The sequence below is a fragment of the Thalassomonas actiniarum genome, assembly GCF_000948975.2.
GTDB classification, from domain to species: domain Bacteria; phylum Pseudomonadota; class Gammaproteobacteria; order Enterobacterales; family Alteromonadaceae; genus Thalassomonas; species Thalassomonas actiniarum.
This window is the reverse complement of the sequence record NZ_CP059735.1, coordinates 623994-649474: the sequence shown is the minus strand read 5'-3', so window position 1 is coordinate 649474 and position 25481 is coordinate 623994. Positions and strand designations below refer to the sequence as shown.

At 49.2% G+C, this 25481-nt stretch carries 19 protein-coding genes; 8 read left to right on the top strand and 11 right to left on the bottom strand.

All coding sequences use genetic code 11. The features are described from left to right. Window positions 1-47 precede the first annotated feature (47 nt). Both SG35_RS02830 and SG35_RS02825 read left to right on the top strand, forming a co-directional pair. A complete protein-coding gene (locus SG35_RS02830) occupies window positions 48-491 on the top strand; it encodes a hypothetical protein (protein ID WP_044835006.1) in 444 nt (147 codons plus the stop codon). Between the two features lie 53 nt (window positions 492-544). Beyond that, window positions 545-3985: a hybrid sensor histidine kinase/response regulator gene (locus tag SG35_RS02825; RefSeq protein ID WP_044835007.1), complete on the top strand. Its 3441-nt coding sequence runs from the start codon at window positions 545-547 to the stop codon at window positions 3983-3985. 131 nt (window positions 3986-4116) lie between these two features. Here the strand turns inward: SG35_RS02825 and SG35_RS02820 are convergent, their stop codons facing one another. From SG35_RS02820 to SG35_RS02805, 4 genes are all read right to left on the bottom strand, one after another. After that, window positions 4117-6309 (bottom strand): tetratricopeptide repeat protein, encoded by a 2193-nt coding sequence (locus SG35_RS02820; RefSeq protein ID WP_084692921.1) that lies wholly within the window; start codon window positions 6307-6309, stop codon window positions 4117-4119. A gap of 161 nt (window positions 6310-6470) precedes the next feature. Next, window positions 6471-6656 (bottom strand): hypothetical protein, encoded by a 186-nt coding sequence (locus tag SG35_RS02815; protein WP_044835008.1) that lies wholly within the window; start codon window positions 6654-6656, stop codon window positions 6471-6473. Between the two features lie 229 nt (window positions 6657-6885). Beyond that, entirely contained in the window at window positions 6886-7533 is a 648-nt protein-coding gene (locus SG35_RS02810; protein ID WP_044835009.1) for a response regulator transcription factor, read from the bottom strand. Between the two features lie 98 nt (window positions 7534-7631). After that, window positions 7632-9518 carry a propionyl-CoA synthetase gene (locus tag SG35_RS02805; protein WP_044835010.1) on the bottom strand — a complete coding sequence of 629 codons (1887 nt, stop codon included), beginning with the start codon at window positions 9516-9518 and terminating at the stop codon, window positions 7632-7634. A 387-nt stretch (window positions 9519-9905) separates the two neighbouring features. Between SG35_RS02805 and SG35_RS02800 the strand changes: the two genes are divergently transcribed. Both SG35_RS02800 and SG35_RS02795 read left to right on the top strand, forming a co-directional pair. After that, the gene (locus SG35_RS02800) at window positions 9906-11126 is read left to right on the top strand and encodes a hypothetical protein (protein WP_044835011.1); all 1221 of its coding nucleotides are present in this window, start codon (window positions 9906-9908) and stop codon (window positions 11124-11126) included. Between the two features lie 33 nt (window positions 11127-11159). Further along, complete coding sequence (locus SG35_RS02795) at window positions 11160-13100, top strand: phospholipase D-like domain-containing protein (protein WP_044835012.1); 1941 nt, start codon at window positions 11160-11162, stop codon at window positions 13098-13100. 416 nt (window positions 13101-13516) lie between these two features. Here the strand turns inward: SG35_RS02795 and SG35_RS02790 are convergent, their stop codons facing one another. The 6 genes from SG35_RS02790 to SG35_RS02765 form a co-directional block, all read right to left on the bottom strand. Continuing rightward, window positions 13517-14809, bottom strand: coding sequence for an ATP-grasp domain-containing protein (locus SG35_RS02790; protein WP_044835013.1), 1293 nt, complete (start codon window positions 14807-14809; stop codon window positions 13517-13519). Window positions 14810-14869: 60 nt separating this feature from the next. Then, window positions 14870-16888: a CocE/NonD family hydrolase gene (locus SG35_RS02785; protein WP_044835014.1), complete on the bottom strand. Its 2019-nt coding sequence runs from the start codon at window positions 16886-16888 to the stop codon at window positions 14870-14872. 237 nt (window positions 16889-17125) lie between these two features. Continuing rightward, entirely contained in the window at window positions 17126-17983 is an 858-nt protein-coding gene (locus SG35_RS02780) for a HEPN domain-containing protein (protein WP_044835037.1), read from the bottom strand. Window positions 17984-18184: 201 nt separating this feature from the next. Beyond that, entirely contained in the window at window positions 18185-18394 is a 210-nt protein-coding gene (locus tag SG35_RS02775) for a type II toxin-antitoxin system RelE/ParE family toxin (protein ID WP_236702670.1), read from the bottom strand. After that, on the bottom strand, window positions 18395-18553 hold the full coding sequence (locus SG35_RS02770) for a hypothetical protein (RefSeq protein ID WP_169749416.1): 159 nt from the start codon (window positions 18551-18553) through the stop codon (window positions 18395-18397). It abuts the gene before it with no gap. Between the two features lie 122 nt (window positions 18554-18675). After that, window positions 18676-19677, bottom strand: coding sequence for a LysR family transcriptional regulator (locus SG35_RS02765; protein WP_236702671.1), 1002 nt, complete (start codon window positions 19675-19677; stop codon window positions 18676-18678). A 104-nt stretch (window positions 19678-19781) separates the two neighbouring features. Between SG35_RS02765 and SG35_RS02760 the strand changes: the two genes are divergently transcribed. The 4 genes from SG35_RS02760 to SG35_RS02745 all read left to right on the top strand — a co-directional run bounded on the left by SG35_RS02760 (window position 19782) and on the right by SG35_RS02745 (window position 24074). Next, complete coding sequence (locus SG35_RS02760; protein ID WP_044835016.1) at window positions 19782-20963, top strand: MFS transporter; 1182 nt, start codon at window positions 19782-19784, stop codon at window positions 20961-20963. Window positions 20964-21058: 95 nt separating this feature from the next. Then, the gene (locus tag SG35_RS02755; protein WP_274055319.1) at window positions 21059-21589 is read left to right on the top strand and encodes a hypothetical protein; all 531 of its coding nucleotides are present in this window, start codon (window positions 21059-21061) and stop codon (window positions 21587-21589) included. Window positions 21590-22040: 451 nt separating this feature from the next. Further along, a complete protein-coding gene (locus SG35_RS02750) occupies window positions 22041-23018 on the top strand; it encodes a DUF1852 domain-containing protein (RefSeq protein WP_044835018.1) in 978 nt (325 codons plus the stop codon). 27 nt (window positions 23019-23045) lie between these two features. Next, complete coding sequence (locus SG35_RS02745; protein ID WP_044835019.1) at window positions 23046-24074, top strand: methionine synthase; 1029 nt, start codon at window positions 23046-23048, stop codon at window positions 24072-24074. 163 nt (window positions 24075-24237) lie between these two features. Here the strand turns inward: SG35_RS02745 and SG35_RS02740 are convergent, their stop codons facing one another. Further along, window positions 24238-25068, bottom strand: a complete 831-nt coding sequence (locus SG35_RS02740; protein ID WP_044835020.1) for a sulfite exporter TauE/SafE family protein — start codon at window positions 25066-25068, stop codon at window positions 24238-24240. Window positions 25069-25481 lie beyond the last annotated feature (413 nt).

Here is a 25481-nt window from a genome sequence, read left to right as displayed (position 1 = left end):
ACCGAGGCTCCTGCGGGAGTCTCAGTACACACGGATGTAAGAAAGCCATGAACAGACATACTAAACTTGCGATCTTGATCGCACCGCTGCTATTAGTCGCAGGTTATATCGCCTCTGATTATTATCTCGAACACCAGGCGGCTCAAGACAAGGTTTTTTACCTCAACCAGCAAAACAACTGCGACGTGCTCGCGAATAAATGCGTGCTTGAGTCCGGCGAATTTTTAATTTCCGTATCCGACCGCCAGGGCACCACCCAAATTAATGCCACTTTTCCCTTAGATACCGTGGTATTGATGTTGGTTAACGATGATAACTCCCAGCAAATTTACCAGCTGGCCATGGCAGATACTCCCTATTACTGGCAGGCAAAAACCGACCTGCGCGAGTCTATCCCCAGGGCAGGCGATTCCCGGAAATTACGTCTGGTGGCCAAGATCAAAGGCGGCAGCTATATCAGCGAATTTGTCAGCACCACACTTTCACGATAAGGTGGTTTATGCGCTATCCCTTGATATAAGCAACCTGAAACAGGAAAAGCTCGATGTTTGAGAACTGGCAATTAGTATTATTAAGCCTGAGTTACACCGGCTTACTTTTTTATATTGCCTCAGTGGGAAACCGCCAGCGCCATAAAAAAATCCCCGGCGGCCATGCCCTGATTTATGCCCTGACCCTGGGGGTATACTGCACTTCATGGAGTTTTTTAGGCACCTCCGGCCAGGCGGCATCGAGTATGCTTTCTTACCTGCCGATTTATCTCGGTCCTATTTTGTTGTTTACTTTTGCCTGGTCCTTTATTCAACGGCTGATCCGGGTAAGTTTAAAGCTCAACCTGACTTCGATTGCCGACTTGCTTGCCGCCCGTTTTGGCAAATCCCATAAGCTGGCGGTATTGGTAACTATTGTTGCCCTTATCGGCACTTTGCCCTACCTGGCGTTGCAGCTCAAAGCCATAGTCTATTCACTGCAATCCTTATCCCATAATGCCGATATGCCCGACTGGCAAATCGGCCTGGTGCTGAGCTTATTACTCACCGGTTTTACCATTATTTTTGGCGTGCGTACCATAGACGTTACCGAGCGCCACCCCGGGGTGATGCTGGCCATCGCCTTTGAATCCCTGGTCAAACTGTTAGCCTTTTTCGCGGTCGGTATTTTTGCCGTCTTCTTTATCTATGACTCCCCCGCCCAGTTGTGGCAACTGTCCCAGGCCAATATTAAACTGGAGCAGCAGCTGCAAGCACCCAATCTGATTTCCATGTTTGGCCTGTTAATTATCGTCATGTCGGCATTTTTATGTCTGCCGCGCCAGTTTCAGGTGATGGCGGTAGAGCTGAAAAGCGATAAACATACAGGGCTGAGCAGAAGTTTATTTCCCCTGTACCTGCTGGTTTTTGCCGTGTTCGCCATCCCCCTCGGCCTGGCGGGAGAGCTGGTGCTGGGGGATAAGGTCTCCCCCGATGCCTATGTACTGCTGTTGCCTGCGGTTAAGGAACAAACCTGGCTCACCTTACTGGTGTTTATCGGCGCAGTCTCGGCGGCCAGCTCTATGGTGATCATCTCCTCTATCGCCTTAAGCACTATGCTCAGTAATGAAATTGTCTTTCCCAAACTCTTTCGCCGCGCCCCCGAAGAGCATAAAAACTTCCATGATTTCAGGGTCAAGCTATTAACCGTGCGCAAGCTGCTCGTTGGCCTGGTGATCAGTTTAAGCTACGGGGTATTTTTAATCGCCCCGCCGGATACCTTATCTTCTTTGGGGCAAATCGCCTTTGGCGCCGTGGCACAACTGGCGCCGGCCCTGGTGCTGGCTTTTTATTGGCGCAAAGCCAGCTTGGTCGGGGTTTATAGCGGTATCAGCATAGGTTTTATCCTCTGGCTGACGTTAAACCTCCTGCCTGAATTTGGCCTTTATCCGCAACCGGTCACCACTAGCTACCTGCCGGCAAACACGGCGGCCACCTTGCTCAGCCTGGGAGCCAATATCCTGGCGATTTTATGGTTCTCCCAGTTAAGCAGACAAAGCGTACAGGAGCGGATGCAGGCCAGGCATTTTCTCCCGCATCAAGTGCCGGGTGAAATTAAGCATCAGCATACCCGGATAATCGATACCACAGAATTACAGGCCCTGACCGCGCATTTCGTCGGTAAAGACAAAGCCGAAACCAGCTTTAGCCATTTCCTTGCCCGCCATGATCGCAAGCAAATGTCGACGGCGGCCTTTAACGACGCCCTCATTCATCAAACGGAAAATATGCTCGCCGGGGTGATGGGCTCAAGCTCGGCACGCCTGGTGATCTCCTCGGCATTGGAAGGCCGGGATATTGCCCTTGACGATATCGCCTTTTTAATGGAGCAGGCATCCAGCGAGCGCAAAGCCTTCGGCCATAACCTGCTGCAAAGCGCGATAGAAAATGCCAGCGAAGGCATTTCCATTATCGATAATGAACTTAACCTGGTGGCCTGGAATAAACGTTATCTCGACCTGTTTAATTATCCCGAAGACTTAGCCTATACCGGCGCACCGGTGGAAAAGCTGATCCGCTACAATGTCGACCGTGGACTGTGCGGCCCCGGCGACAGGGAACAACTGGTCAGCAGGCGTATTCAGTTCCTCAAAGCCGGCAGCCCGCACAGCTCAGAGCGGGAAACCGCCAACGGCAAGGTGATACGCATCCAGGGTAATCCCTTACCCGGCGGCGGCTTTGTCATGATATTTTCCGATATCACTCCCTACCGCCAGGCAGAAAAAATTCTTACCGAAAAAAATCTGGATCTGGAAAGCCTGGTCTCACAGCGTACCAAAAACCTGGCGGAAGCCAATAGCGCCCTGGAGCAGGCCCACAGAATCGCCGAATCGGCAAACCAGAAAAAGAGCCTGTACCTGAAAGCTTGTTCCCATGACCTGATGCAGCCGCTTGAAGCCGCCCGCTTATTCACCTCGGCTTTGGCCCATGATGACAAGCTGGGCAGCAACCAGCAAAGACAGGTAAAAAATATCGACCACGCGTTAAAAGTTGCCAATGATCTCTTATCGGATCTAACAGAGATTGCCCGTATCGAAGGGGGGAATATCCGCCCTGATATCGAACATTTCCCCCTGAAAGCACTTTTGCAAAACCTGTTCGCAGAATTCACTTTACTGTCAAAAGACTACCAGATAGATTTTCACGGCATCGACAGCCGTTATTGGGTGAAAAGCGATGCCAAGCTGCTGCGGCGCATTTTACAGAACTTTCTAGGCAATGCTTTTCGTTATGCCGGTCCGGGTAAAGTGCTGATAGGTTGCCGTCGCCGTGGCGAACAGGTGGAAATTCAGGTACTGGACAATGGCCCGGGGATCGCCAAAGACAAGCATCAGGAAATTTTCGAACAGTTTACCCAGCTGGAGCAAAACTCAGCTGCCGGAGCCAAAGGCTTAGGACTGGGCCTGAATATTGCCCGCAGCTTAAGCCAACTGCTCGGCCATGAGCTGGGGGTTGAGTCTACACCCGGCAGTGGCTGTAAGTTTTTTATCCGGGTGCCCCTGGTACAAAGCCAGCAAACAGCCATAACCCCTAAACCAACCCCGGCGATTGGTTTAGCCGGCGTTAACGTGCTTTGTGTCGATAACGATCCTGATGTACTTAACGGCATGATAGCACTGCTCAAAGCCTGGCAATGTAATATTTACTCCGCCAGCTCTTATCGCCAGGCACAGCAGGTTTTTAACCAACATGAAGGTGACATAGATATCATGCTGGTGGACTACCAGCTGGGAAATGGTGAAAACGGCATAGCGTTAATGACAGAATTAACCGCCCGGGTGAGTTATCCGCTGCCGGGCATACTGATCACGGCAACCACAGATGAAACCGTGGCAGCACAGGCCAGGGAAGCCGGCTTTGGTTATATGAGAAAACTGGTCAAACCGGCGGCGTTGCGGGCCATGATCAGTGCCATGCTTACCAGAAGTTTACAGGGAAATTATTCGCAAAAATAAGAGCAGAGAATAATCAGAGGTTATTCTTGCCCTCATTATGACCACAACCCTAGCCAACAACCCGGAAAGGTCTGCGCCTGTTAATTTATTTTCTCCTTTTATATAGCTTTTGCGCTTCTTGCCTTTAAGTCTCAGGCTGCCGCTAAGGGCAAGCGGATTTCCACCTTCAAGCCCCCCAACTCACTGTGCCCGGCGCGTACTTTACCGTGATGTGCGGTGATCAAGCTTTTACAGATAGAAAGCCCCAATCCGGAACCGCCGGTTTGACGGTTGCGGGAGTCTTCAACCCGGTACAGGCGTTCAAATATTTTCTGCAAGTCAGCATCTGCTACCCCAGGCGCCGAATCTTCAATACAGATATCAATATGTTGGGCGGTCTGCTCCACACTTAACGCAATTTTACCGGGCGCATCGGTATAGAAAGTACTGTTGGACAATAAATTGGTCAGCACTTGCTTGATCCTATCCTGATCCCATTGTACAGAGACATCATCAACCAGCTTGATTTTCGATTGCCAGTCAAAACCTTTGGCCTCTACAAACGCTTCGAATTCTTCATTCCACTGCGTCAGAGTTTCATCCAACTCAATGCTTTCCGGGTGCAGGTGTAAACTGGCGCTGTCCGCTTGCGCCAGCTGATAGATGTCGCTGATCAGGCGGTTGATATCCATAACTTTACGGTTCATGGCATCGTAAGAGGCGTCCACATCCTGCACCAAATTAAATTGCAGGGCTTCTACCTGCAGCTTCAAGGCAGTCAGCGGCGTACGCAACTCGTGGGAAACATCGGCAAGCAAGCGGTTTTTACTGTCCACCACTTCCTGCAACAACGTCGCGCGTTCCGCCGCCATTTTACGTTTTTTATATTGGCGATAGCTGATACTGGCCACCAGCAGGGTTAAAAAGCTTAAGCCGAAAATCCAGGCATTACGTTCCAGCTTCTTTTGCTGCAGCTCGGCTGCCTGCAGCGCTTTTTCATGATTGAGATTTTCTATCTCTTGCTGCCTGCGCATAAATTCAGCCTTACTCTGTAATGCCGCCACTGTTTGGGCCAGATTTCTGGTGCCGACTTCATCATCCAGCTTTTTATATTGCCGCTGCGCTTCAAACGCTTTTTGGTAATCCTCCTGGCCGTAGTAAGTGTCTGCCAACAACTGCTGCAGGATAATTTCGTCTTCTTTTTCCTTAATTTCAGCGGCACTGGCCAGTGCCTGCTCCCCCAGAACCTGGGCGGTGGCAAAATCCTTTTCCAACTGCGCGACTTTAATGCGACTGATTTGTGCTGAAATCAGGGTACTTGCCAAATTATGCTCGGCTGCAATAGCCATAGCCTTATCGATATGGATTTTTGCCTGCTCAAGATCCCCGGACTCAAGAGCAATAAGCCCTAGTAAATCATAAGCACCTGAGATCCCCGATTGGGAGTCCAACTCCGTATATCGCTCCAATACCTCCTGGCTAAAGGCTTTTGCCAGGGCCAAATCTTTCGTTTTCAGCGCCATGGTTGCTACCCGGTTGGCACTGTTGGCAATATCGAGTTTACGTCCGAATTTTTTGTCTAATTCGTACGACATTTTGCCGTGTTTAAGGGCGAGCGAGAAGTTTTTCATTTTCCGGTAAATGCCGCCAATTTCGTACAAAGAATCGCTGATACCGGACTTATCCTGTAAAGCCGTGCGCAGCTCCAGGGCTTCGGTATGAGTGGCGAGCGCCGTGGTGTAATCACCGATAATCCCCTGAATAATTCCCAGAGTTTGTAAGGTCGTCGCCAAAACCTTATCATCATTCTGCTCACGCAAAATCACGACAGATTTTTGCACCATCTCCAGGGCTTCGAGGTATTTATCCTGAAAACGCAAAGTAGAACTGATGCGGTCATAAGCCTGCGCAATCAGTACAGGATCATCGGCTTTTAATGCTAATTCCAGCGCGAACTTATGGTGCGATTCAGCCAGCTGATAATTGCTACGGTTCTCTTCAACATAGCCGAGCAGCAATTGTGACATTGCCGGGTAGTAATCATCGTTTTGTTTAAGAGACTGATCAAACAGCTTTTGCGCCATCACCTTGGCCTGCTCAAACTTTGCCTGGCCAATCAGCACAAAAACCAAAGAGTTTAACGCCGGAAACAAAATGTCCGGCCGGGTGAGCATTTCAGGGTCATCGGCAACAGCAGTAAAGAGCTCAATCGCCTGTTGCGGCTGATCATTTCTGATCTTTTCTGCCTGCTCGACTTTTGCGCTTGCCTGCTCAACAGTCATGGCAAGCGCGCAGTTGTGAAGACTGAGTAATAGCACGGCTATTACCCGACAACTTAATTTCATTTTAATATATCCCTATTTTACCTGAGGAAGATTCTTAATTCCCCAGGCCTCTGGTCCAACCAGATAATTTTAACACGCTCCATGCAAGATCTAAATAACAAGCATAATAAATAACGTTAAAGAAAGCCGGACGCCGTCATCTGTACAAGCCCCTTTCCCTTTTATTGACGAGTTTTTCTTTGCTCTTTAGCACATGCAAATAATGAAAGTCCGGCTAACAAAAACACAGGATGTAAAATCAAGCCGTGAAAGATGGATATGTCCGCAAGACTTCCGTGCAATAAAGTTGCCGATACTATGATTAGCGCGACAATGACTAAAATGGCGGTGTTAACTTGCTGCTTCATGGTGCTTCACCTTAGTAAACGGGGCAAAAATTTTTAGATGCTGTAGTCATGGGCATCGCTGCTTCATGACTATATGCACAGAATAATTAACCGCCGGATAAAAAACTTGAATAAACTGGTTAACCTTTACCAAAAAAGCGTATGAAGCTGTTTAATTGTCAAAGCATGCAGCAACTCCAGGACATTGGCATTAGCCGTAACAAAAAACCAAGAGTTTGACTGTTTCCTGTTATGACAGGTTTTGCTCTGCCAGGTCCAGCTGACCGATGGCTATCACCGCCTGGGTGCGGTTTCTGACATTGAGCTTTTTAAAAATAGCGGTGGCGTGGGCTTTAATGGTGGCTTCGGTGACATCGAGATCATAGGCGATTTGTTTATTTTGCAGGCCCCGGGCAAACATCATTAAAATCTTATGTTGCTGCTGGGTCAGGCTTGCCACCCGTACCGCAATATCACAGTGCTCCGCAGCCGGGCTTTTAAAGCCTTGCGGCGTCCACAACTCCCCGGAAAGCACGGTTTGAATTGCCAGGAAAATATCTTCCACCGGGGTGGATTTAGGCACAAAACCGGACGCGCCGAACTCCATCGCCCTGGCGATGGTCTCGTTGTCTTCATAGGCGGAAACCACTACCACGGGAATTTGCGGATAATGATTGCGGGCATAAATCAGGGTATTAAAGCCGTGGGCGCCGGGAATATTTAAATCCAGCAGCAAAAGATCGGCATCTTGTTGTGCCAGCAGCGCTTCGTTTAACTGCTCCACGGTTTCTGCCTGGTACCAGGCAGACGAAGGCATCCTTGTTTTTAACGTTTCCAGCAGTGCCTGCCTGAATAACGGGTGGTCATCGGCGACAATAATTTTATCCGGCTGAAACATAACCTGCCTCCCTGTGTGGTATTTTTATAGCAGTTAACATACTCCTTTCCTGTGCTTTATGCCAGCAGCATCCCTGCCTGAGCGGGCATGTTTTCATATTAAAATGACGCCACCAATTTCAGTACATTGGAAATTTCAGTAATAACTTCAACATCATCTATGGTGGACGGGGTTTGATAGTCTTCACCGTCGGCCATTTGCCGTATCAAACGGCGCAATATTTTGCCGGAGCGGGTTTTAGGCAGTCGCTCCACCCGGTGGATTTTCTTCAAACAGGCAAGCGCGCCGATTTGCTGCCGTACCTCGAGGCGAATTTGTTCGAATATTTGCCCTTCGGGCGTTTTTACGCCATTTTTCAGTACAATCAGCGCCATCGGCACCTGGCCTTTCAAGTCATCACTCACTCCTACCACGGCACATTCGGCAACATCCGGATGGGCAGAAACAATTTCTTCCATTTCCCCGGTAGACAGCCTGTGACCGGCAACATTAATGACATCGTCGGTACGTCCCATAATATAAAGATATCCGTCATCATCCAGATAGCCGCCGTCACCGGATAGATAATAACCGTCATAGGTCGCCAGATAACCCGCTTTAAAACGTTCGGGGTTTTTCCAGATCCCCTGCAAACAACCGGGGGGCAAGGGTAATTTGATCGCGACACTGCCCTGCTCATCAGCCCCTAAGCCTTTACCCTTATTATCCAGGATCTGGACATTAAAACCCGGGATCGGGCAGGTAGCCGAACCCGCCTTGGTAGGCAAAAGCTCGATCCCCACGGGATTACCGGCAATGGCCCAGCCGGTTTCCGTTTGCCACCAGTGATCAATAACAGGTAAGCCGGTATGTTGTTTCAACCAATGGTAGGTGGCGGGATCCAAACGCTCCCCCGCCAAAAAGATACGTTTTAACGATGATAAATCATACTTTTCTAGCAAAGCAGCACCGGGATCTTCTTTACAGATAGCGCGAAAAGCGGTCGGCGCGCTGAAAATGGCATTCACCTGGTATTGCTCGCACACCCGCCAGAAAGCACCGGCATCCGGGGTTCTCACCGGCTTGCCTTCATATAAAATACTGGTACAGCCCGCCATCAGCGGCCCGTAAACGATATAGGAATGTCCCACCACCCAGCCGACATCGGAAGCCGCCCAGAACACGTCCCCCGGCTTCATGCCGTATACGGTTGCCATGCTATAGCGCATCGCCACCGCATGGCCGCCGTTGTCCCTGACCACCCCCTTAGGACTGCCGGTAGTGCCCGAGGTATATAAGATATATAGCGGATCTGTGGCAGCAACCGGCACCGGAGCCACAGGCTCGCTCTGGCTTTCGAGAAACTGCCAGTCATGATCCCTGCCGGGGATCAACTCGGCTTTAAGTTTTTCCCGCTGGAAAACCACGCAGGCATCTACCTTATGCTCCGCCTGGGTGATGGCATCGTCGAGCAAGGTTTTGTAAGGAATGAGTTTCTCAATTTCGATGCCGCATGAGGCACTTAAGATCACCTTGGGCTGTGCGTCATCTATCCTCAACGCCAGCTCATGGGCGGCAAAACCGCCAAAGACCACGGAATGTATCGCGCCAAGCCGGGCACAGGCCAGCATGGCAATTGCCGCCTCGGGGATCATCGGCATGTAGATGATCACCCGCTCTCCCCGGCATACCCCCAAGGATTGCAGCGCCCCGGCAAAACGGGCCACCTTGTCGGTGAGTTCTCGGTAGCTGTATTGCCGGCTGACACCGGTAACCGGTGAGTCGTATATCAGGGCGGTTTGCTCGCCGCGGCCGTTTTCCACATGATAATCAAGCGCCAGATAACAAGAGTTTAACTCGCCGTCGGCATACCAAAGATAATGTCCGTCTTCATCCCGGGACAAAGCCTGCCCCGGCGGCTTATGCCATTGAACCAACGATGATTTCTCTTGCCAAAATGCCGCAGGATCGTCAATTGAAGCCTGATATTCCTTATGATAACCCATCACCCTGTTCCTCTTATTATGTTGCTAACCCCAGTGTAGCGCCACCGGGATAAATGGCTATTAGACTTTAGGCTAATCCGCCGCATGCTTGCCAGGAAAAACCTTCTTTCGTTAAATCAAGCCAGCCTGTTCACTATGCTGTCGCTTGTAAAAGAAACATTGAATACCAGCCGCGTGTGCCTATTTCTCTCATGATTTAAAGCTTTTCGGATATTTCCCCTAAAGCCGTAACACTCCCCGAATACTTCCTTGTTTCCCTTGGGTTTTAACAAGGTCACTTCCCTAATCTAGCACTCTTGAAAAATCAAAAAAAGAAGCGCGCCGTAAAGAATTCTATTTCGCGCTACATGCTCCAGGGATCACAATACCAACCGAGGATTAATCAATATGACAACCTATACCGTTTGCTTTGCCGGCACCGGCTGCTCGCGAGACGAGGGAGAACTAACACGAAACTGGGCGCGCAGAGATTGGCAGCTTTGGCTGAACGAAACCCGTCTTAAAAGTGACAAACGAATATACCGAAACAGTACCGGCTATATCCCGGTACGTCTGCATATGGAAATTTCCGGCGCGCTTGCCGATACCGACCCAAGCGCCACTGTTCGCGGGGTTGGTGAGAACGACTGGAACCAGCAAATGGAAGAAAGCGATCCCCTGTTGATCGAACCGCTGGAAGCACCGAAAGAGCTGCTCAACTACATTAAAAGTTACTCCAAAGGTAATCAGAGATCGGTTCCTTCACAGCTTACCGGTTGGGCCTCTGCCGCCCTGGCCTTACATGGCGCCAACCTGGCGGAGAAAAGCGGTGCAACCCAAATCAACTTTGTCGGCCACAGCCGGGGCGCCGTACAGGCCATTATGGCCGCCTGGTTTCTCTATGCCTACAGCAAAAAGAAAATCCCGGTAAATATTTTTGCCATTGATCCCGTACCCGGTACCGGCGAATGGTACAGCATACAAACCCAGTTGGCGCCGAATGTCGCCAATTATGTCGGCGTCTATGCCTGGGATCACCTGGACGTTGGCTTTTCCGCCTTAGTACCGCGTCCGAACGCCAAGATGACAGAGCAGGATGAAATAACCAAACTGGGCAAACACTGGAAGAACCTGGCCAAACACTACCAGCTTGCCGATCCCCTCGCCCGGGGTGAACGGGCCCAGCCCACGGGATACGAACTCTACGCCTGTCGTGGCAGACACGGCACAGTCGCAGGCAATACCACCTCAGACGGCCTTTACGACCCTGGCAAAGCCAGCGACCTTGCCGCGCCAGTACCCGAGCTGATTTACAAAATGGCCAGGGGTTACCTGACCAAGTGGGGCACTACCTTCGAAACCGCCAGTGCCGTTGAAGAAAGCATTCTCGAACTTAGAAGAAAGATCCATACCGACCACGCAACATTCGATGCCATGGGCTGCGGCGAAACCCGCACCAGCCGGTTACCGTCGCGCCCCTACGTGCGTCAGGTTTCCTCCATCAGCGGCAGAAAACCCTGGGATACCTATTACCTGGATGACGTCGCCGGCGATCCGCCATACAAACTGGCTTTCCCGGTGACGGTCGAGCGTAAAAATGCCGGCTGGGTCAACTGGAAATTCTTATAAATCAACTGCAGCAAATGCGAGGAAAAGAACAAGATGAGTAAAATAGATATTGTACAGGAAGCCGTCAGAGGCTACTTCAATCATTGCAGCGGCCCCAGCTATGTCAGAATGTTAGATACGCCGCATGTGTGGGGCATGCCTTTTAATAATGAGATCATGCCGCAGGCCCGGGCACGCCAGGCAGAATTTGAACGGGCCATCGTCGAGATCATACAAAAAACCTATTACCGCTGCGATGTCTCCTCCCTGAACAGTCCGGATCCCGACTGGACCCGGGCGATCCTCGGCGCCATAGACACCTGTTTGAGCGCCAAAATGGGCAGGATCAAACCGACCCAATTCCGCTTTTTATTCGGCCAGACGCCGCTTTATCCCATGACCCCGCCGCCAAACTATACCGACTTCCAGGGGGCGCTGATCCGCTTGTTCAGGGCACGGGCAGAGCACTGGGAGGTATTGCCTGAGTTCTGGATCGGCAGGTTCTACCGCCTGGAAAAAGGTATTTCCTCCGGCATACTGGCCAAACTGCAGTCGCTGTTTGTCAAACCGCCGGAAGACACCACTAAGATGACCTGGAACCACTCGAAAATCATCGCCTCAGACGGCACCGAAGCCCTGGTGGGGGGCCATAACCTCAATATGGACCTGTTCAGAAGTTATCCGCCGGTGCATGATGCTTCGGTGGTGGTACACGGCGACGCCGCCCACGGCTCGCAGCAATACCTGAACAAGATGTGGGAATGTAAAACCGACCTGCTCACCAAGGAATACATGGACATCGGCGAACTGGTATGGAAAAACGGCGATGATGACCACGCCGAGACCCGCAAGCCTTTAGATCCTTTAGCGGCGGATCCCGGGGCAGCCTACATGAAAGATCGCCAGCAAACCCTGGTAAAACTGCATGCCACCGGCCTGAAAAAAGAAGGAGAGCCGGATGAGGAACCCTCAGTGGTTTCCGTGCTTAAAGTCAGCAAAGAGCTTGAGCAAAGCCAAGAGTTGGAGGTACAGGAAGATCTCGACCAGGCAGAAGAAATTCGCGCCCAGGATCTGCAAACGCTGGAAGATCTGAAACTGGAAGTATTCCAGGAACGCATCGTATACGACGGCTACGACAAGTTTGACGACTATAAACTGGCCACCCGCATGCTCTCGGTAGGCAAATACTGGACCGGTCCTGACAAGAAAACCCAATACCAGCAGGCATCCGAGGTCATGAAAAAGCAGCTGATCATGGGAGCGAAACGTATCATCCGCATGTCGCAGATGGATCTGGTAAGCGCCTGGAAAAAGAATTGGTCGGATCACGTGGTGTGTCACTGGCTGATGGATGCCCTGCTTGCCAATCCGGCGCTCAAGGTTCAGGTCGTGGTTTCACCGCTTGATGCCGGCGCCGGCGCCGAGGGGGATCAATACTCATTCGGCTCGGGCGCCTGCCGCACCTTCGAGTTGATCAAATACTATATGAGCCATGATGCCGATACCGATAAAGAGCTGGACGACTCCGACAGCAAGCGTGCCAATGCCTTAAAAAGACTGCATATCGCCCCGCTCTACTTTACCGACAAGGTGCCCAAGGAAAAAACCACCGAAGGCACCACCTATAAATGGCCGGGGCTAAGCGAAGAAGGGAAAACCGCCACCCTGAAACAGCCGCCGCTTAGCGAAAAAGCACCGAAAAAAGGCGTGATCGGCAGCGCCGCCTGGGCAGTAGTAAACGCCAGCGGCTCGGTTTACCCTAAGGTGGATTCCGCGCCGGGCAACCATGCGAAAATCATGGTGATCGACGACGAAGCCTATATTGTCGGCTCGGATAACCTGTACCCCGGTTTCCTGTCAGAGTTCAATTACCTGGTAGAAGGCGAAGACGCCGTGGGCGAATTGCTCACCGCTTACTGGGGACCGCTGTGGAAATATTCCGGCCCCCATTGCGCCAACCCTGTGTGTAAGCTCAGCGACGAGCCGGATCACTAATACCAATTGTATTAAGTAGATGACCAAAATTCGGTGAAGATAAATTTTCAAGAAACCCCTTTATCGTTCCAGACTAAAGCTAAGCACCTGCATCCATGCAAGCGAGGCGTTTGAATGAGCAATAGCAAGCGCTGGACTTGGAAATTTAGACCATCGAAGATGGTTAGATATTTAATAAAATTGGTATAACAAGGCATCATTGCCGTTGTTCAAAAAAAACCTCTGATAACGGTAAAGTTATCAGAGGTTTTTTAAACGCTATGAAAAGGCTAATAACAAGTGAGTTTATGCGCTACAACGCATTAGCCCCAGGCTTCAACTACTAAGCATAGCTGGCAATGATTATTAGGTACAAGTTTTGGCCTGCATCCGTTTCCCCTGTCAGGTCTGAAAAATCAAGGCAAGGGGAACTAACCTCAGCATTGCTTGGGCGCAATGCGGATATCCAGCATAGCCGCTATTGCCCGGTACCTCTGCTCAAGCTCGGCTTCGTCAGCTGCGCCAATATAGATGTCTGCCAACTCAAAACTATATGCATCCTGAAACAGCAGCTCATTCAAATCATCCCCGGCGTTAACATGCAACTTGATTTGCGTGCCCGCAAATACCCGGCTAATTTCCGCCAGGCGCCGTGCATCGGGTACTTGGGTGACGACACCGCTTTTAAAAGCACGATGCATATATTTTGCGGCAATTGCGAACTCCCCCTGTTGCGGCAACACCTGCGGCCGCCTGCCCAGGGCGATGTCAACCTGGTGCCGGAATTGGCTCACCCCGTCTACCATACAAAACAGCCAGGAGTGCGACTGGGAAGTACGGGGATTGATTTCCAGCAGGTGAACGGACTCATCCGCCGGGTTATAAAAGTACTCGACATTAAAGCAAGCGTCACGCAAATCCAGCTGCCGGGCGACATCCCGGGTCAGCTCCGCCATACGTTGCTGAACGGTTGCAGGCAATTTGGAAGGATACTGGTAGCGGTTGAAAGAATTGCTGTGCTGCTCCCGTATGGAGTCGACAATACCGTAACACACCACTTCGTCGCCAAAGGCATAGGCTTCCACGGTACACATCTCCCCCGTCAAAGGCGCTTCTGCGATACAGGACAGTTCAGAGCCGGCAATATCACCGGGAAGGCGGGATTTTACCATCAGCTCCTGAAACGGTTTATAAATGCCGTCTATGCCCGCGGTTAACGCCTGTCGGTGGTGCTCGAAATCAGCGGCCGAATCAACACGAAACGCCAGATATGATCTGAACGATTTCACCGGCTTGATCCAAAAAGGAGGCGCTAAACCGATGTTGGCAAAGGCATCCCGGTCATCAGGGTTAAACCCGGCAAAACAGGGAATATGCTCGCCTATCACCTTCGCTTGCTCTGTGCGGCTCCAGCGCTTGTTTTCGCATTTAAAGATACTTTCTACAGAGGCCGAGCGCAGGCCGAAACGCTCGGCCAGCATGGCGGCAAGAATAGTCGCGGGAAAATCCCAGAAAGTGATCACGGCATCGGGTTTAAAGTCTGAGTTGAGGATTTGACTTTCTGCCCGGTGAAACAGCTCCAACGCCGGGACATGTTCCGAAGACTTGATGTCTTCATAGCTGAGCGCCGCATGATAGTTCACTTGCGCGCCAAGCGGCAGCTGTTTCAGTTGATTGATATTAAAGTCGTCATATCCTATGACGAAAATATGGTATTTGTGCTCTTCCATGCCTGTGTACCCTGCCAGTTTCCATACCTGTTTACATACTTAAGACAGTTATTCTTGTTGCTACACCAGTTTTCTCGGGATCTTTTCATCCCAGGTCTTGCTGAACTTGCGCACATCCCCTTCATAGGCATCCAGGGTGGCGGTGATCATAAAATGGCTGCGCGTAGAGGTTAAAATGGTAGTGGTGCGGGTAAAGATGCGCCAACTGCCCCGCTCGAAAATACGCTCGTGAGTTGCCTCGGCTCTTAAGCTATCATATTGATTACTCACAAATCTATAGCGCTCAAATACATTTCGCCCGATCACCATACCTATGTCTTCCAGTAGAATCCGGGCATCGTTGCTGATCACCACCAGGGAGACAACGTTCCTGCCGAGATTATGGCGCACTTCCCAGTCACGCTTGGCCGGGATAAGCAAAGTGGTTTTCGGCGCGGGATCGCTCACCCCCTTGCCGAACTGAAACGGCCCCTTGTCCAGGGCATTGCCTTCGCGCACCGGCAGCAACAATTGGCAGTTTGCCGTATACACCGTCAGGCGAGGAGATTCCGGCGACGGCCAGGCCAATGGCCAGTAAGAGCTGGATAAGGCCAGGCGGATCCTGTGTCCGGCGGGAAAACGCTGCGCGATATAATTCATCGGCACCCGCACCCGGTATTTGCGCCCGGGTTCCAGCGGCTGCGGCTGTTCGTCGCTGTCCCTGTGGGTCAGGTTCAAAATGCCGAAGGTTACCCGGGTGGCACGGTCATTGGGGGCGACATCCGTCAGCCGTACGGCGATCATGGCCACGGGTTTGTCCGAGCTAAGTTCCAGCTCGGTCTCTACCTGGCCGAAAATACTCAGCTCCTGCTCAAGGGGAGCGGTGTCGAACGTCAGCGCGCCGCCGTCATCTTCACGCTGATCCCAGGGCTGATCTGTGGTTTCCGAATAAGAACACCACTTACCGGCAAACAGGCCAACCGTCAACGGGCTTTGAATGGTTTGCCCGCCAGACGGTGTTGCCTGCTCCCCGCTTTTTACCTCAAAAAGTTCACCGGGGGATAAAGCATAGGTTTTTGTCCCGACATTGGCACTCGGCCACTCAGGCTCAGCAATCCAGTGGCCGGGCTGGCTGGTCACCAGCGGGTTGACGCTGTCCAGCATCCAGGCCGTGAGCATAGGCTCTTTATCCACCCCGGTGTCTTTTTCCTTAAGCCAGCGATCCCACCAGCGCAGGCACTCGCCGAGAAAATCTATGGTCTGCAGCTCTCCCTGGTGGGGATAACGGTGCCCCCAGGGGCCTATCAGCCCCTTGCGCGGCCCGGACAAGTGTTCAAGCAGGCGAAACACCGTATTGGTATAACCGTCGGCCCAACCGCTTACCGCCAGCACCGGTACCTTAATCGCGGCATAATCCTCGCACACAGAGCCGTGTTTCCAGTAGTCGTCGTGATGCTGGTGCTCAAGCCAGTTTTTCAGCCACAAACCGCTGCCTTCCAGGCGCTCCATCCACATATCCCGCCACTTCTCCCCGACAATTTCAGGATCCGGCGGACAAGAATTGAAGCCGAACATGGTGGACGCCCAGGACAGGTTATCGGTCAGCAGGCAGCCGCCCATATAATGCACGTCGTCAAAATAGCGGTTATCGGAAGAGCAAACCGAAATCACCGCCGCCAGCTCCGGGGGCTGCATCGCCGCCAGCTGCAAACCGTTAAACCCGCCCCAGGACAAACCAAACATGCCGACCTTGCCGCTGCACCAGCTTTGCCGGCCAATCCAGCGGATCACTTCTATGCCGTCGTCAAGCTCCTGTTGCAGGTATTCATCCCGCAAAATACCTTCTGAATCGCCGCTGCCGCGCAAATCCACCCTAACCCCGGCATAACCGTGGCGGGCAAAATAACCATAGTTCTGGGTATCGCGGATCAGTTTATGGTCGCGCTTGCGGTAGGGAATATATTCCAAAATCGCCGGTACCGGGTTGTTCTCGGCATCTCGCGGCAACCATACCTGGGCCGCAAGCCTGGTGCCGTCGCTCATGGGAATACTGACGTTTTCCAGTACCGAAAACGGGGGAATTTCCTGCTGATCACTCATATTGCCACCCAATGCCTGAAAGCTTGCTAACAAGTTAACTCACGAGCCTGGCTTGTCGGCTGCTGTCCTGCAGTGACTTGTGCGGCTCATTTACAATGCCGGCTTAACGTCAATGAGATGTCTATTCTGCGGTTGAACTGCCCGGTAAGCTTTTGAGAGTATAGCTTAAATGGCTGCGGAAGACCGGAGCCGGGAGACGCCCGTTATTTGAAAAGGTACTTAGCTTGGCTTATACCGTCAAACAAAGCTGGCGATTTTTTCACGGCACAGTTTTTCGGTGAGCGCCTGTAAATAGTCGACCCGCTGTGCCAGCCAGGTTAACTCCTGTTTAGTGATACTAAAACTGGGTTTATAACGGGCATCGACGTAGGCTTTACGCAACAGCTTGAACCTGGCTCTTTCTTCTTCCGTACTTTGTGGAAATACGGTGAGAAATTGAGGTTCGGCGCTGGCAACACGACGAGCTAATTTCGTCAAATCATGGCTACTGGGTTTATAACGGGTGAATACCAGCAAAATTGCACTATATAGTCTTTCTGTTACCTGATGGAGAAGAAATGCAGCAATATTAAGTTCATTTTCCGATAAAGCAGAGTTGTACATCTTCAAGAACCCGCTAGCACCACCAAACCAATACTCAAAATCTTCCTGGGCTAATTTCTTTCTTTCCTGTACCGTTATTTCAACAGGGTCGGCCAGTTCAAATTTACCGGAATCAAAAAGTATGATGCCTTCGCGTTTAACATCAATATAAAAATACTGACTCTTCCTTAAGCGCTTATTAACAAAATGAATATCTTCAGCAATCAGGCTGACTGGGGTTCTGTGAATGGCTTTAAGCAAACGCTCGGTAAGCTTGTTGTTGGATTCAATTTTATTGGCCTGCTGGAGCGTTTCCGTGACAATCAACAAATCAAAATCGCTCTGGTAGCGGTAATGCAAAGTGTCGGGATCTAAGTCTTCCACCCAGTCGCCGCGGGCATAACTACCGAACAGGATCAGCATCTCAAGTTCAGTTTCTTCCCTGATAATCTCAACCGCGCGCTGTAATTCCTGCTGCTTATTTTCCGGTAGATGTGCGAGTGACGTTTTCATGCCTTCATAATAATGCAAAAGTATTTAGGTTGATAGTAAAGAGTTTTTTGATTTGAACACTGCATATTGCTGCCTGCCAGGAACTATGATTGCGGCGCCGTACGATCGGCTTACCTTAATCGGGATCTCTATTTTTCAAGTGCAACAGAGGCAGCATACTTTTATGTAAAACAGCAAACACGATAAGCTGTCGTTTGGATATCATGTACGGGCATAAGCAAAATTATAAACACCAGGCCCTTTTTCAGGACGTTTTATGCCTATGCCTGGATTTTCAGATAATACTTGTATGGTTTGCCGTAAATCAGCAAGGTATTTTTGAGATTGCTCCCTCCCCCACTGATTTAAGGTATATCGACGGATTTCAATCAGATCTGTTTGGCTATCAGGGGTGAGCCGAAAAGACGCCATTTAATCATATTGTCCGGATTCCAATTCATGAAAGAATTGCTCGCCATCTACCGTCTTACCGTCATGAACATCTTCAGACGCTTGCACCGGCGCCCGCTGCACTTTCATTAACATGTCACCAAATTTTGTTTTTGCTTCATTGGCAGATAGAATTTCCATGGGCATATACCTCAATATCGCTTGATTTGTTTACTATAATCGAATCGAACGATTTGAGCTGAATCGATATTTTAACTTACTAATCAAAATCTTATAAAGAAGTTTTAAAAAGCTTTCTTTAGTCAGCCTTTCTTTTGACCGGGAAAGGTAAGAACAGGCGTCCAGTTTTCAGCCCAGGTGTGATGGGTGCTTTCCCCCATAGACGCTAAAGATGCGGTCAAAAAGTCAATAAACACCCTGACCTTGGCAGGCAAATAGTCACGCTTGGGAAAAATAACAAAAACACCACTTTCTGGCTGCGGTGGCCTGAAATAAGGATAAAGGGAAACTAAGGCCCCGCTGTTCAAGCCCTCTTTCGCAAGAAAATGAGGTAACTGGGCAAAGCCCAAACCGTCACTGCACATATGCGCCATAGCTTCGCCGTCATCGGTAATATGACTGCGCGCTAATTCATAGGGAAGGTATTCGCCTTTATCATCGGGCAAAAAGATAGGCTGCAGCTGCTGGCTCTCTTTGATACGAAAGCCAATCCAGCTGTGTTGCTGAAAGTCATCGGCACAACGCGGTATTCCCTGCGCCTCCAGGTATTGAGGCGACACACAAGTGAGAAAGTCCATTGGACTCAGGCGCCGGGCCACTAAACGGCTGTCTTTCACAAAGCCGGTACGCAGCGCGACATCAATATCGTTGTCAATAATATCCATGTGCAGATCATTGATTTCAAGCTCTAGCTTAATGGCCGGATATTGTTGGCAGAAGGCCGCTAACAGGGGGCGAAGATAGAGGTGTCCGTAACAGACCGCAGAATTGATGCGCAGGGTGCCGCAGGGGGTATCATTCAAGTGCTTGAGCTCGTCTTCGCAACAAGCGAGATCCTGAATCATCTTGCGCACAGTATCCGCATAACGTTTACCTGCCGTGGTGATGCTCAACTGCCGGGTGGAACGCTGGAAAAGGGTCAGCCCCAGTTGAGTTTCCAACCGGCCGATTGCCTTACTGACCGTAGACGGGTCAGTGTTGCAAGTTCTTGCCGCTGCCGCAAAGCTGCCGCCATCACAAGTGGCGATAAATATTTCTAATAAGCGCAGTTTATCCATGACTTGAATATACCATGAAAAACTCATGAATAATATTCACGACTGAATGGCATTTCCTGCTATTTTTTTCGCATTATCAGGCTCATACAATTAAAAGCCAACAACAAACCCTTTTAGCTAAATGAGGAATTATGCCGAAGCATTTTATGTTAAGAAAAATCCCCGCCCATCACCCCTTTGCCTATTTTTTTCTGGCATTCATCACTATGGCCGGGCTTTCCTACATTAATTTTTTGCCCGGTGTTGTAAATGCACTCGCCGGCGGCATTGGCTTCAGCGATGTCGAAGCCGGGCAGATCGTTGCAGTGAATGGTTATGGCGGCCTTATAGGGAGTGGCCTAGCTGTTTTTTTAGTGCGCCGTATTCATTGGCAGCCCGCCATCTATACTTTTTTGCTTATGCTGGCGGTGATTGATATCGGTACTGTCTGGGTCAAAGATTACAACACCATGCTTGGCTGGCGCTTTTTTGCCGGAATATTAGGTGGATTAAGTGTCGGTTTTGGCTTTTCTGTGCTGGCCCGGTTAAACAATCCCGATCGTGCCTTTGGTATTTTGTTGTTTATACAGTTTACTATTGGCTCTCTCGTGATTTACCTGTTGCCGGCACTCGAAGCACAGCTTGGCGCGCATGCGGTTTTTTATGCCATGGCAAGTTTTGTGTCGTTAAGTTTAGTGATGATGCTGTTTCTTCCTTCCTTGTCCCTGGACAATAACTCAACCGGACAAGCTATGTCCTTATCCGGGAGCAGTGGAAAAGCGCTGTTATTGTTGTTTGCCATTATTTCATATCTCATTGGCGCCAGCGCGATTTGGGCCTATGTTGGACTTATAGGGCTTGACGCTGATATGACCTCTGAAAATGTCAGTACCTATATCGCACTCACCGGCTTATTAGGGTTGCCGGGAGCTATGCTGCCTGTGCTCGGCGGTGCTCGTTTTGGCCGTCTCTATTGGATTATGACGGGTATCGCACTATCGGCACTTGCAGCGCTATTACTCAACTTTTCACAACATTCCCCTGTTTATATCACCGCAATGGCCCTGTTGTTTTTTTCCTGGCCAGCGGTGCAGTCATACCTGCTGGCAGCAACCGCCGAGATCGACAGCAGCGGCAGGCTTTCAACCATAGCCGCCGTTGTCTCTTCTGTTGGTTTGGCCACAGGACCCTTACTGGCTTCCGGCCTGCTTGATAATGGCAACTTTTCAGTGATGCTCTACAGCTGCGCCATAATTTTCCTGCTGAGTTTCCTGCTCCTGCTTAAACCTGTGCAGGCACAGGAAAAAGCAAGGACACAGGTATTGTCATCCTGATATCGCTCCAGCAGCCATGGAGCGAACAATGGCTTGTTGCCATGTTCGTCCAAGATACAGCTCAATAATTTAAGGTACTCAAGATGTTTAAATATATGCTTAACAAAATGCTTCTTTCGATGAAAAAACGCTACGACTACGACGTTGGTTATCTGCAGGATATCCTGCAGACAGATGCCAAGGCGTTTCTAAAACTGATGGCGTTTCAGACAATGTCGTCTCACACCGGCAACTTGCCGCCGGCAGTACTGTTTGCCGCCAGATTACGGGCGATTATCTGGGATGATTGCGGGCCGTGCACACAATTAATCGTGAACCTGGCGTTGGAAGCAGAGGTAAACCCGGCGATTGTGCAAGCAATTGTTGATAGAGACTTGAATAAGCTGCCTGAAGATATCGCCTTAGTAGTAGAGTTTACCGAACTGGTGTTGGCTCACGATCCCGAGGCCGATAATTTACGTGCAAGGATACTAGCCTTATGGGGCAAAAAAGGACTTGTCGCTATTGGCTATAGCATCAGTTCCAGCAGGGTTTATCCGGCGCTGAAATACACCTTGGGATACGGTAAAACCTGTAGCCGGGTCAGGGTAAATGATTTATCCCTGGCCCCCACACGACCAGCTTAGTAAGCAGGAAAGGGAAACATTTAACCAGGTGCCCGCAGGCGGGAGCCGGTTATTGAAATCAGCCCGTTTATTAGGAATTTTGCGGGACGGTTCCATCCGGGATTTGATACAAACAGCTTGGCAGTTTGGATTACGCGAGATATTAAATAGAAAAATCCTGAAATAACTACTCGGAATGCTCCGATATATACAGCCTCAAAAGGCTTTATGAGCAAAACTCATGCATTCATGAGATTAAATCAATTTTATTCATAAAACTAACCAAGTATAAAACACACAGTGCTCTTAACTTTGGGCAATATTACAGTTGATGCTTAGTTTGACCATTAGGTGCAAATAAAAACCCTGTAAAAACTACTGATAGGGAATATCAGAAAAGAAAATTGCGAAACCCAGAAAGAGCAAATCATAAATTCAGGTTTTATCTAACAGAATTGGATACCAGATCACAATGAATAAAGATTTTACATTTACGATTAAAAACATTTGTTTTGATGAAAATTATCATCCGTCAGACAATACGCGTGCCACCACTAACTTTGCTAACTTGGCAAGAGGAAACAGTCGCCAGGAGAACTTGCGCAACGCCTTAAAGATGATTGACAATAGCTTTAATGCCATGGCCCATTGGGATAACCCCAATGGCGATCGTTATTCTGTTGAACTTGAAATCATTTCCGTTGATATGGGTATTGAAGCCGGTGGCCAGTCTTTTCCTTCGATTGAAATATTGAAAACCAATATTGTTGATCACAAAACGAACAGGCGCATCGAAGGCATAGTAGGGAATAACTTTTCTTCTTATGTGCGAGATTATGATTTTAGCGTACTACTGCTGGGTCATAATAAAGGACAAGCTAAATTTAGCATTCCTGATGGCTTTGGCGATTTACATGGAAAACTCTTTAAGTATTTTGTCAATTCAAACGCCTACAAACAACATTTTAATAAGCCGCCGGTTATATGTCTGAGTGTTTCTGATAACAAAACCTATCACCGTACTGAAAATCAGCACCCGGTATTGGGTATTGAATACCTGCCAAACGAGTCTTCGTTAACTGAGCAATATTTTAAAAAAATGGGCTTACAGGTTCGTTATTTTATGCCGCCTAATAGCGTTGCCCCTTTGGCCTTTTATTTCTTTGGTGATTTGCTTAGTGATTACACCAACCTTGAACTTATCGGCACTATCAGCACGATGGGAACGTTCCAAAAAATCTATCGGCCTGAGATTTACAACGCGAATGCCGCAGCAGGAAAATGCTATCAACCAAATTTGAAGAATCCAGACCATTCGTTAACGCAAATTGTTTATGACCGCGAAGAACGCAGCAGGTTGGCAATTGAACAGGGAAAATTTGCCGAGGAGTATTTCATCAAACCGCACCAGGCTGTTCTTGAACAGTGGTCTGCTAATTACGCCTTATAATTCAACAGAGTAAATATAGCATTTATTATGAAAACATTATTACCTACTTCAACTGCCGGCAGTTTGCCTAAGCCCTCTTGGCTTGCACAACCTGAAACACTTTGGTCGCCTTGGAAATTGCAAGATGAAGAATTAACCGATGGCAAACACGATGCTTTACGCATTTCATTGCAAGAGCAACAACAGGCCGGTATTGATATTGTCAGCGATGGCGAACAAACCCGCCAACATTTTGTAACCACCTTTATTGAGCACCTGAGCGGCGTCGATTTTGAGAATCGTAAGACCGTTAAAATTCGTGATCGCTATGATGCAAGTGTACCGACAGTCGTTGGCCCCGTTAGTCGCCAAAAGTCCGTTTTTGTTGAAGATGCTAAGTTTTTGCGCCAACAAACCAAACAACCGATAAAATGGGCTCTGCCAGGCCCCATGACCATGATAGATACCTTGTATGATGACCACTATAAAAGTCGCGAGAAACTTGCCTGGGAGTTTGCCAAAATTCTCAATCAGGAAGCTAAAGAGTTAGAGGCTGCGGGTGTTGATATTATCCAATTTGATGAACCTGCATTTAATGTGTTTTTCGATGACGTAAATGATTGGGGCATTGCATGTTTAGAGCGAGCAATTGAAGGACTTAAATGTGAAACTGCTGTACATATTTGTTATGGCTATGGCATCAAAGCCAATACCGATTGGAAAAAAACGTTAGGATCTGAATGGCGTCAATACGAAGAAGCCTTTCCAAAGCTGCAAAAGTCTACTATCGATATTATCTCACTAGAATGTCACAACTCTCGTGTGCCAATAGAGCTGCTTGAGCTCGTTCGAGGTAAAAAAATTATGGTAGGGGCCATTGATGTTGCTACCGATACCATAGAGACACCGGAGGAAGTAGCCGATACCTTAAGAAAAGCGCTTGAGTTTGTAGATGCAGACAAGCTCTATCCTTGCACCAACTGCGGTATGGCTCCTTTGTCTCGCCAAGTCGCCAGAGGCAAGTTAAATGCTTTAAGTGCAGGCGCAGAAATCGTCCGAAGAGAACTATCCACCTAATACTAACCAATATATTGATGTATATAGCCAAACCACCTGGAAATGCAGGATTCTGCTTTTCCAGGTGGCTGGGTATAATCTTAACCTTCTGTGTAGTGCCAACGTGAAAACTAAGGTAGAGAATACAGCCCTCTTAAGATAGCTATACCCGATTTCACTGAGCCTATAGGACAAGTTGCGCCAACATGCGCAGGCCGGTCAAAAGCAATACCAGGGCAAAAATCTTTTTCAATTTTGCCGCATCCAGTTTAGCCGCCAGTGACGCCCCTACAGGTGCAAATAATACGGTTAGCGGCACAATACAAATGAAACCAATAAGGTTGACTAAGCCAAATGTGCCAGCCGGTGCATCGGTTGGCGTGCTGCCCATGACTAACATTGTTAAAGCCCCCGGCAACGAAATAATCAAACCTATCGCCGCAGCTGTGCCGACGGCCTTATGGGCGGGGTAGTTATATAGGGTGAGTAAGGGAACAGAAAGAGTGCCGCCGCCGATCCCGACCATAGAGCTGAAAAAACCAATGGATGTGCCCATCACCGTTTGTCCTGCCGTACCAGGCAGTTGTTGGAACAAAGCGGATTTTCCAGTTCTAAGCAGCATGTTTAGTGCAGACAAGGTCGCTATTACACCAAACAACATAGTAAGCAAGGTGCCATCGACACGGGTCACTAACCAACTACCAAGCAATACACCGATAAGAATAAACACAGCCCAGCGCCTTAGCAGGTCAAAATCGACATTACCTTTTTGGTGATGAGAACGAATTGAACTGACAGACGTTGGTACTATAGTGGCCAGTGAAGTGGCGGTTGCAACCAGCATGGCAGATTCCGGTGATACGCCAAAACTCTGGAACAAGAAAAACAACACAGGCACAATGACGATACCGCCACCGACACCTAACAAGCCAGCTAAAATACCGGCGAATACTCCCGTGGTAACCAATGCCAAAAAGGTAGAGGTATTATTTATTATAAATTCAATGATATTCATTAACTGCTGCTTCTCTTGTTAATAACCGACAAAGACCTTGCCATAGATTCCTGGGATAGTTGCCGCCGGTGTCGGGTCTTTATGTCGAACAACATAAACGTGTCCCACCAGCTCTTTTGTGGCAAAAAAATAATGCCAAATAATGACCTTTCACAATTACATCCCGAGTGATTTCGCCAGCCAGGCCTGCTCAATATTTAATGCCAATTCAAATTTTCACTATCGTTTGGCCCCGGCACAGGGAAAATCAAGACGATGTACAACCTGCATTATTATTCCCTAATTAATGTAAATAACTTTTTAACGCTTAGATATCTAAAAGAATTGTACTGATACTTGTTTGATGAATAATAATGATATAATTTCATCATTCAATGAACAAAATTAATCATTAAAACTAAAGACCGGGGTTA

What these genes read in the sequence shown, in the direction of transcription:
- SG35_RS02810 (WP_044835009.1), bottom strand. Translation starts at nt 7,533, where the DNA reads ATGTTTCAGCCGGATAAAATTATTGTCGCCGATGACCACCCGTTATTC.
- SG35_RS02750 (WP_044835018.1), top strand. Translation starts at nt 22,041, where the DNA reads ATGAATAAAGATTTTACATTTACGATTAAAAACATTTGTTTTGATGAA.
- SG35_RS02755 (WP_274055319.1), top strand. Translation starts at nt 21,059, where the DNA reads ATGCTTAACAAAATGCTTCTTTCGATGAAAAAACGCTACGACTACGAC.
- SG35_RS02790 (WP_044835013.1), bottom strand. Translation starts at nt 14,809, where the DNA reads ATGGAAGAGCACAAATACCATATTTTCGTCATAGGATATGACGACTTT.
- SG35_RS02800 (WP_044835011.1), top strand. Translation starts at nt 9,906, where the DNA reads ATGACAACCTATACCGTTTGCTTTGCCGGCACCGGCTGCTCGCGAGAC.
- SG35_RS02775 (WP_236702670.1), bottom strand. Translation starts at nt 18,394, where the DNA reads ATGGCGTCTTTTCGGCTCACCCCTGATAGCCAAACAGATCTGATTGAA.
- SG35_RS02830 (WP_044835006.1), top strand. Translation starts at nt 48, where the DNA reads ATGAACAGACATACTAAACTTGCGATCTTGATCGCACCGCTGCTATTA.
- SG35_RS02825 (WP_044835007.1), top strand. Translation starts at nt 545, where the DNA reads ATGTTTGAGAACTGGCAATTAGTATTATTAAGCCTGAGTTACACCGGC.
- SG35_RS02805 (WP_044835010.1), bottom strand. Translation starts at nt 9,518, where the DNA reads ATGGGTTATCATAAGGAATATCAGGCTTCAATTGACGATCCTGCGGCA.
- SG35_RS02760 (WP_044835016.1), top strand. Translation starts at nt 19,782, where the DNA reads ATGCCGAAGCATTTTATGTTAAGAAAAATCCCCGCCCATCACCCCTTT.
- SG35_RS02820 (WP_084692921.1), bottom strand. Translation starts at nt 6,309, where the DNA reads ATGAAATTAAGTTGTCGGGTAATAGCCGTGCTATTACTCAGTCTTCAC.
- SG35_RS02780 (WP_044835037.1), bottom strand. Translation starts at nt 17,983, where the DNA reads ATGAAAACGTCACTCGCACATCTACCGGAAAATAAGCAGCAGGAATTA.
- SG35_RS02795 (WP_044835012.1), top strand. Translation starts at nt 11,160, where the DNA reads ATGAGTAAAATAGATATTGTACAGGAAGCCGTCAGAGGCTACTTCAAT.
- SG35_RS02765 (WP_236702671.1), bottom strand. Translation starts at nt 19,677, where the DNA reads ATGAGTTTTTCATGGTATATTCAAGTCATGGATAAACTGCGCTTATTA.
- SG35_RS02740 (WP_044835020.1), bottom strand. Translation starts at nt 25,068, where the DNA reads ATGAATATCATTGAATTTATAATAAATAATACCTCTACCTTTTTGGCA.
- SG35_RS02770 (WP_169749416.1), bottom strand. Translation starts at nt 18,553, where the DNA reads ATGGAAATTCTATCTGCCAATGAAGCAAAAACAAAATTTGGTGACATG.
- SG35_RS02745 (WP_044835019.1), top strand. Translation starts at nt 23,046, where the DNA reads ATGAAAACATTATTACCTACTTCAACTGCCGGCAGTTTGCCTAAGCCC.
- SG35_RS02785 (WP_044835014.1), bottom strand. Translation starts at nt 16,888, where the DNA reads ATGAGTGATCAGCAGGAAATTCCCCCGTTTTCGGTACTGGAAAACGTC.
- SG35_RS02815 (WP_044835008.1), bottom strand. Translation starts at nt 6,656, where the DNA reads ATGAAGCAGCAAGTTAACACCGCCATTTTAGTCATTGTCGCGCTAATC.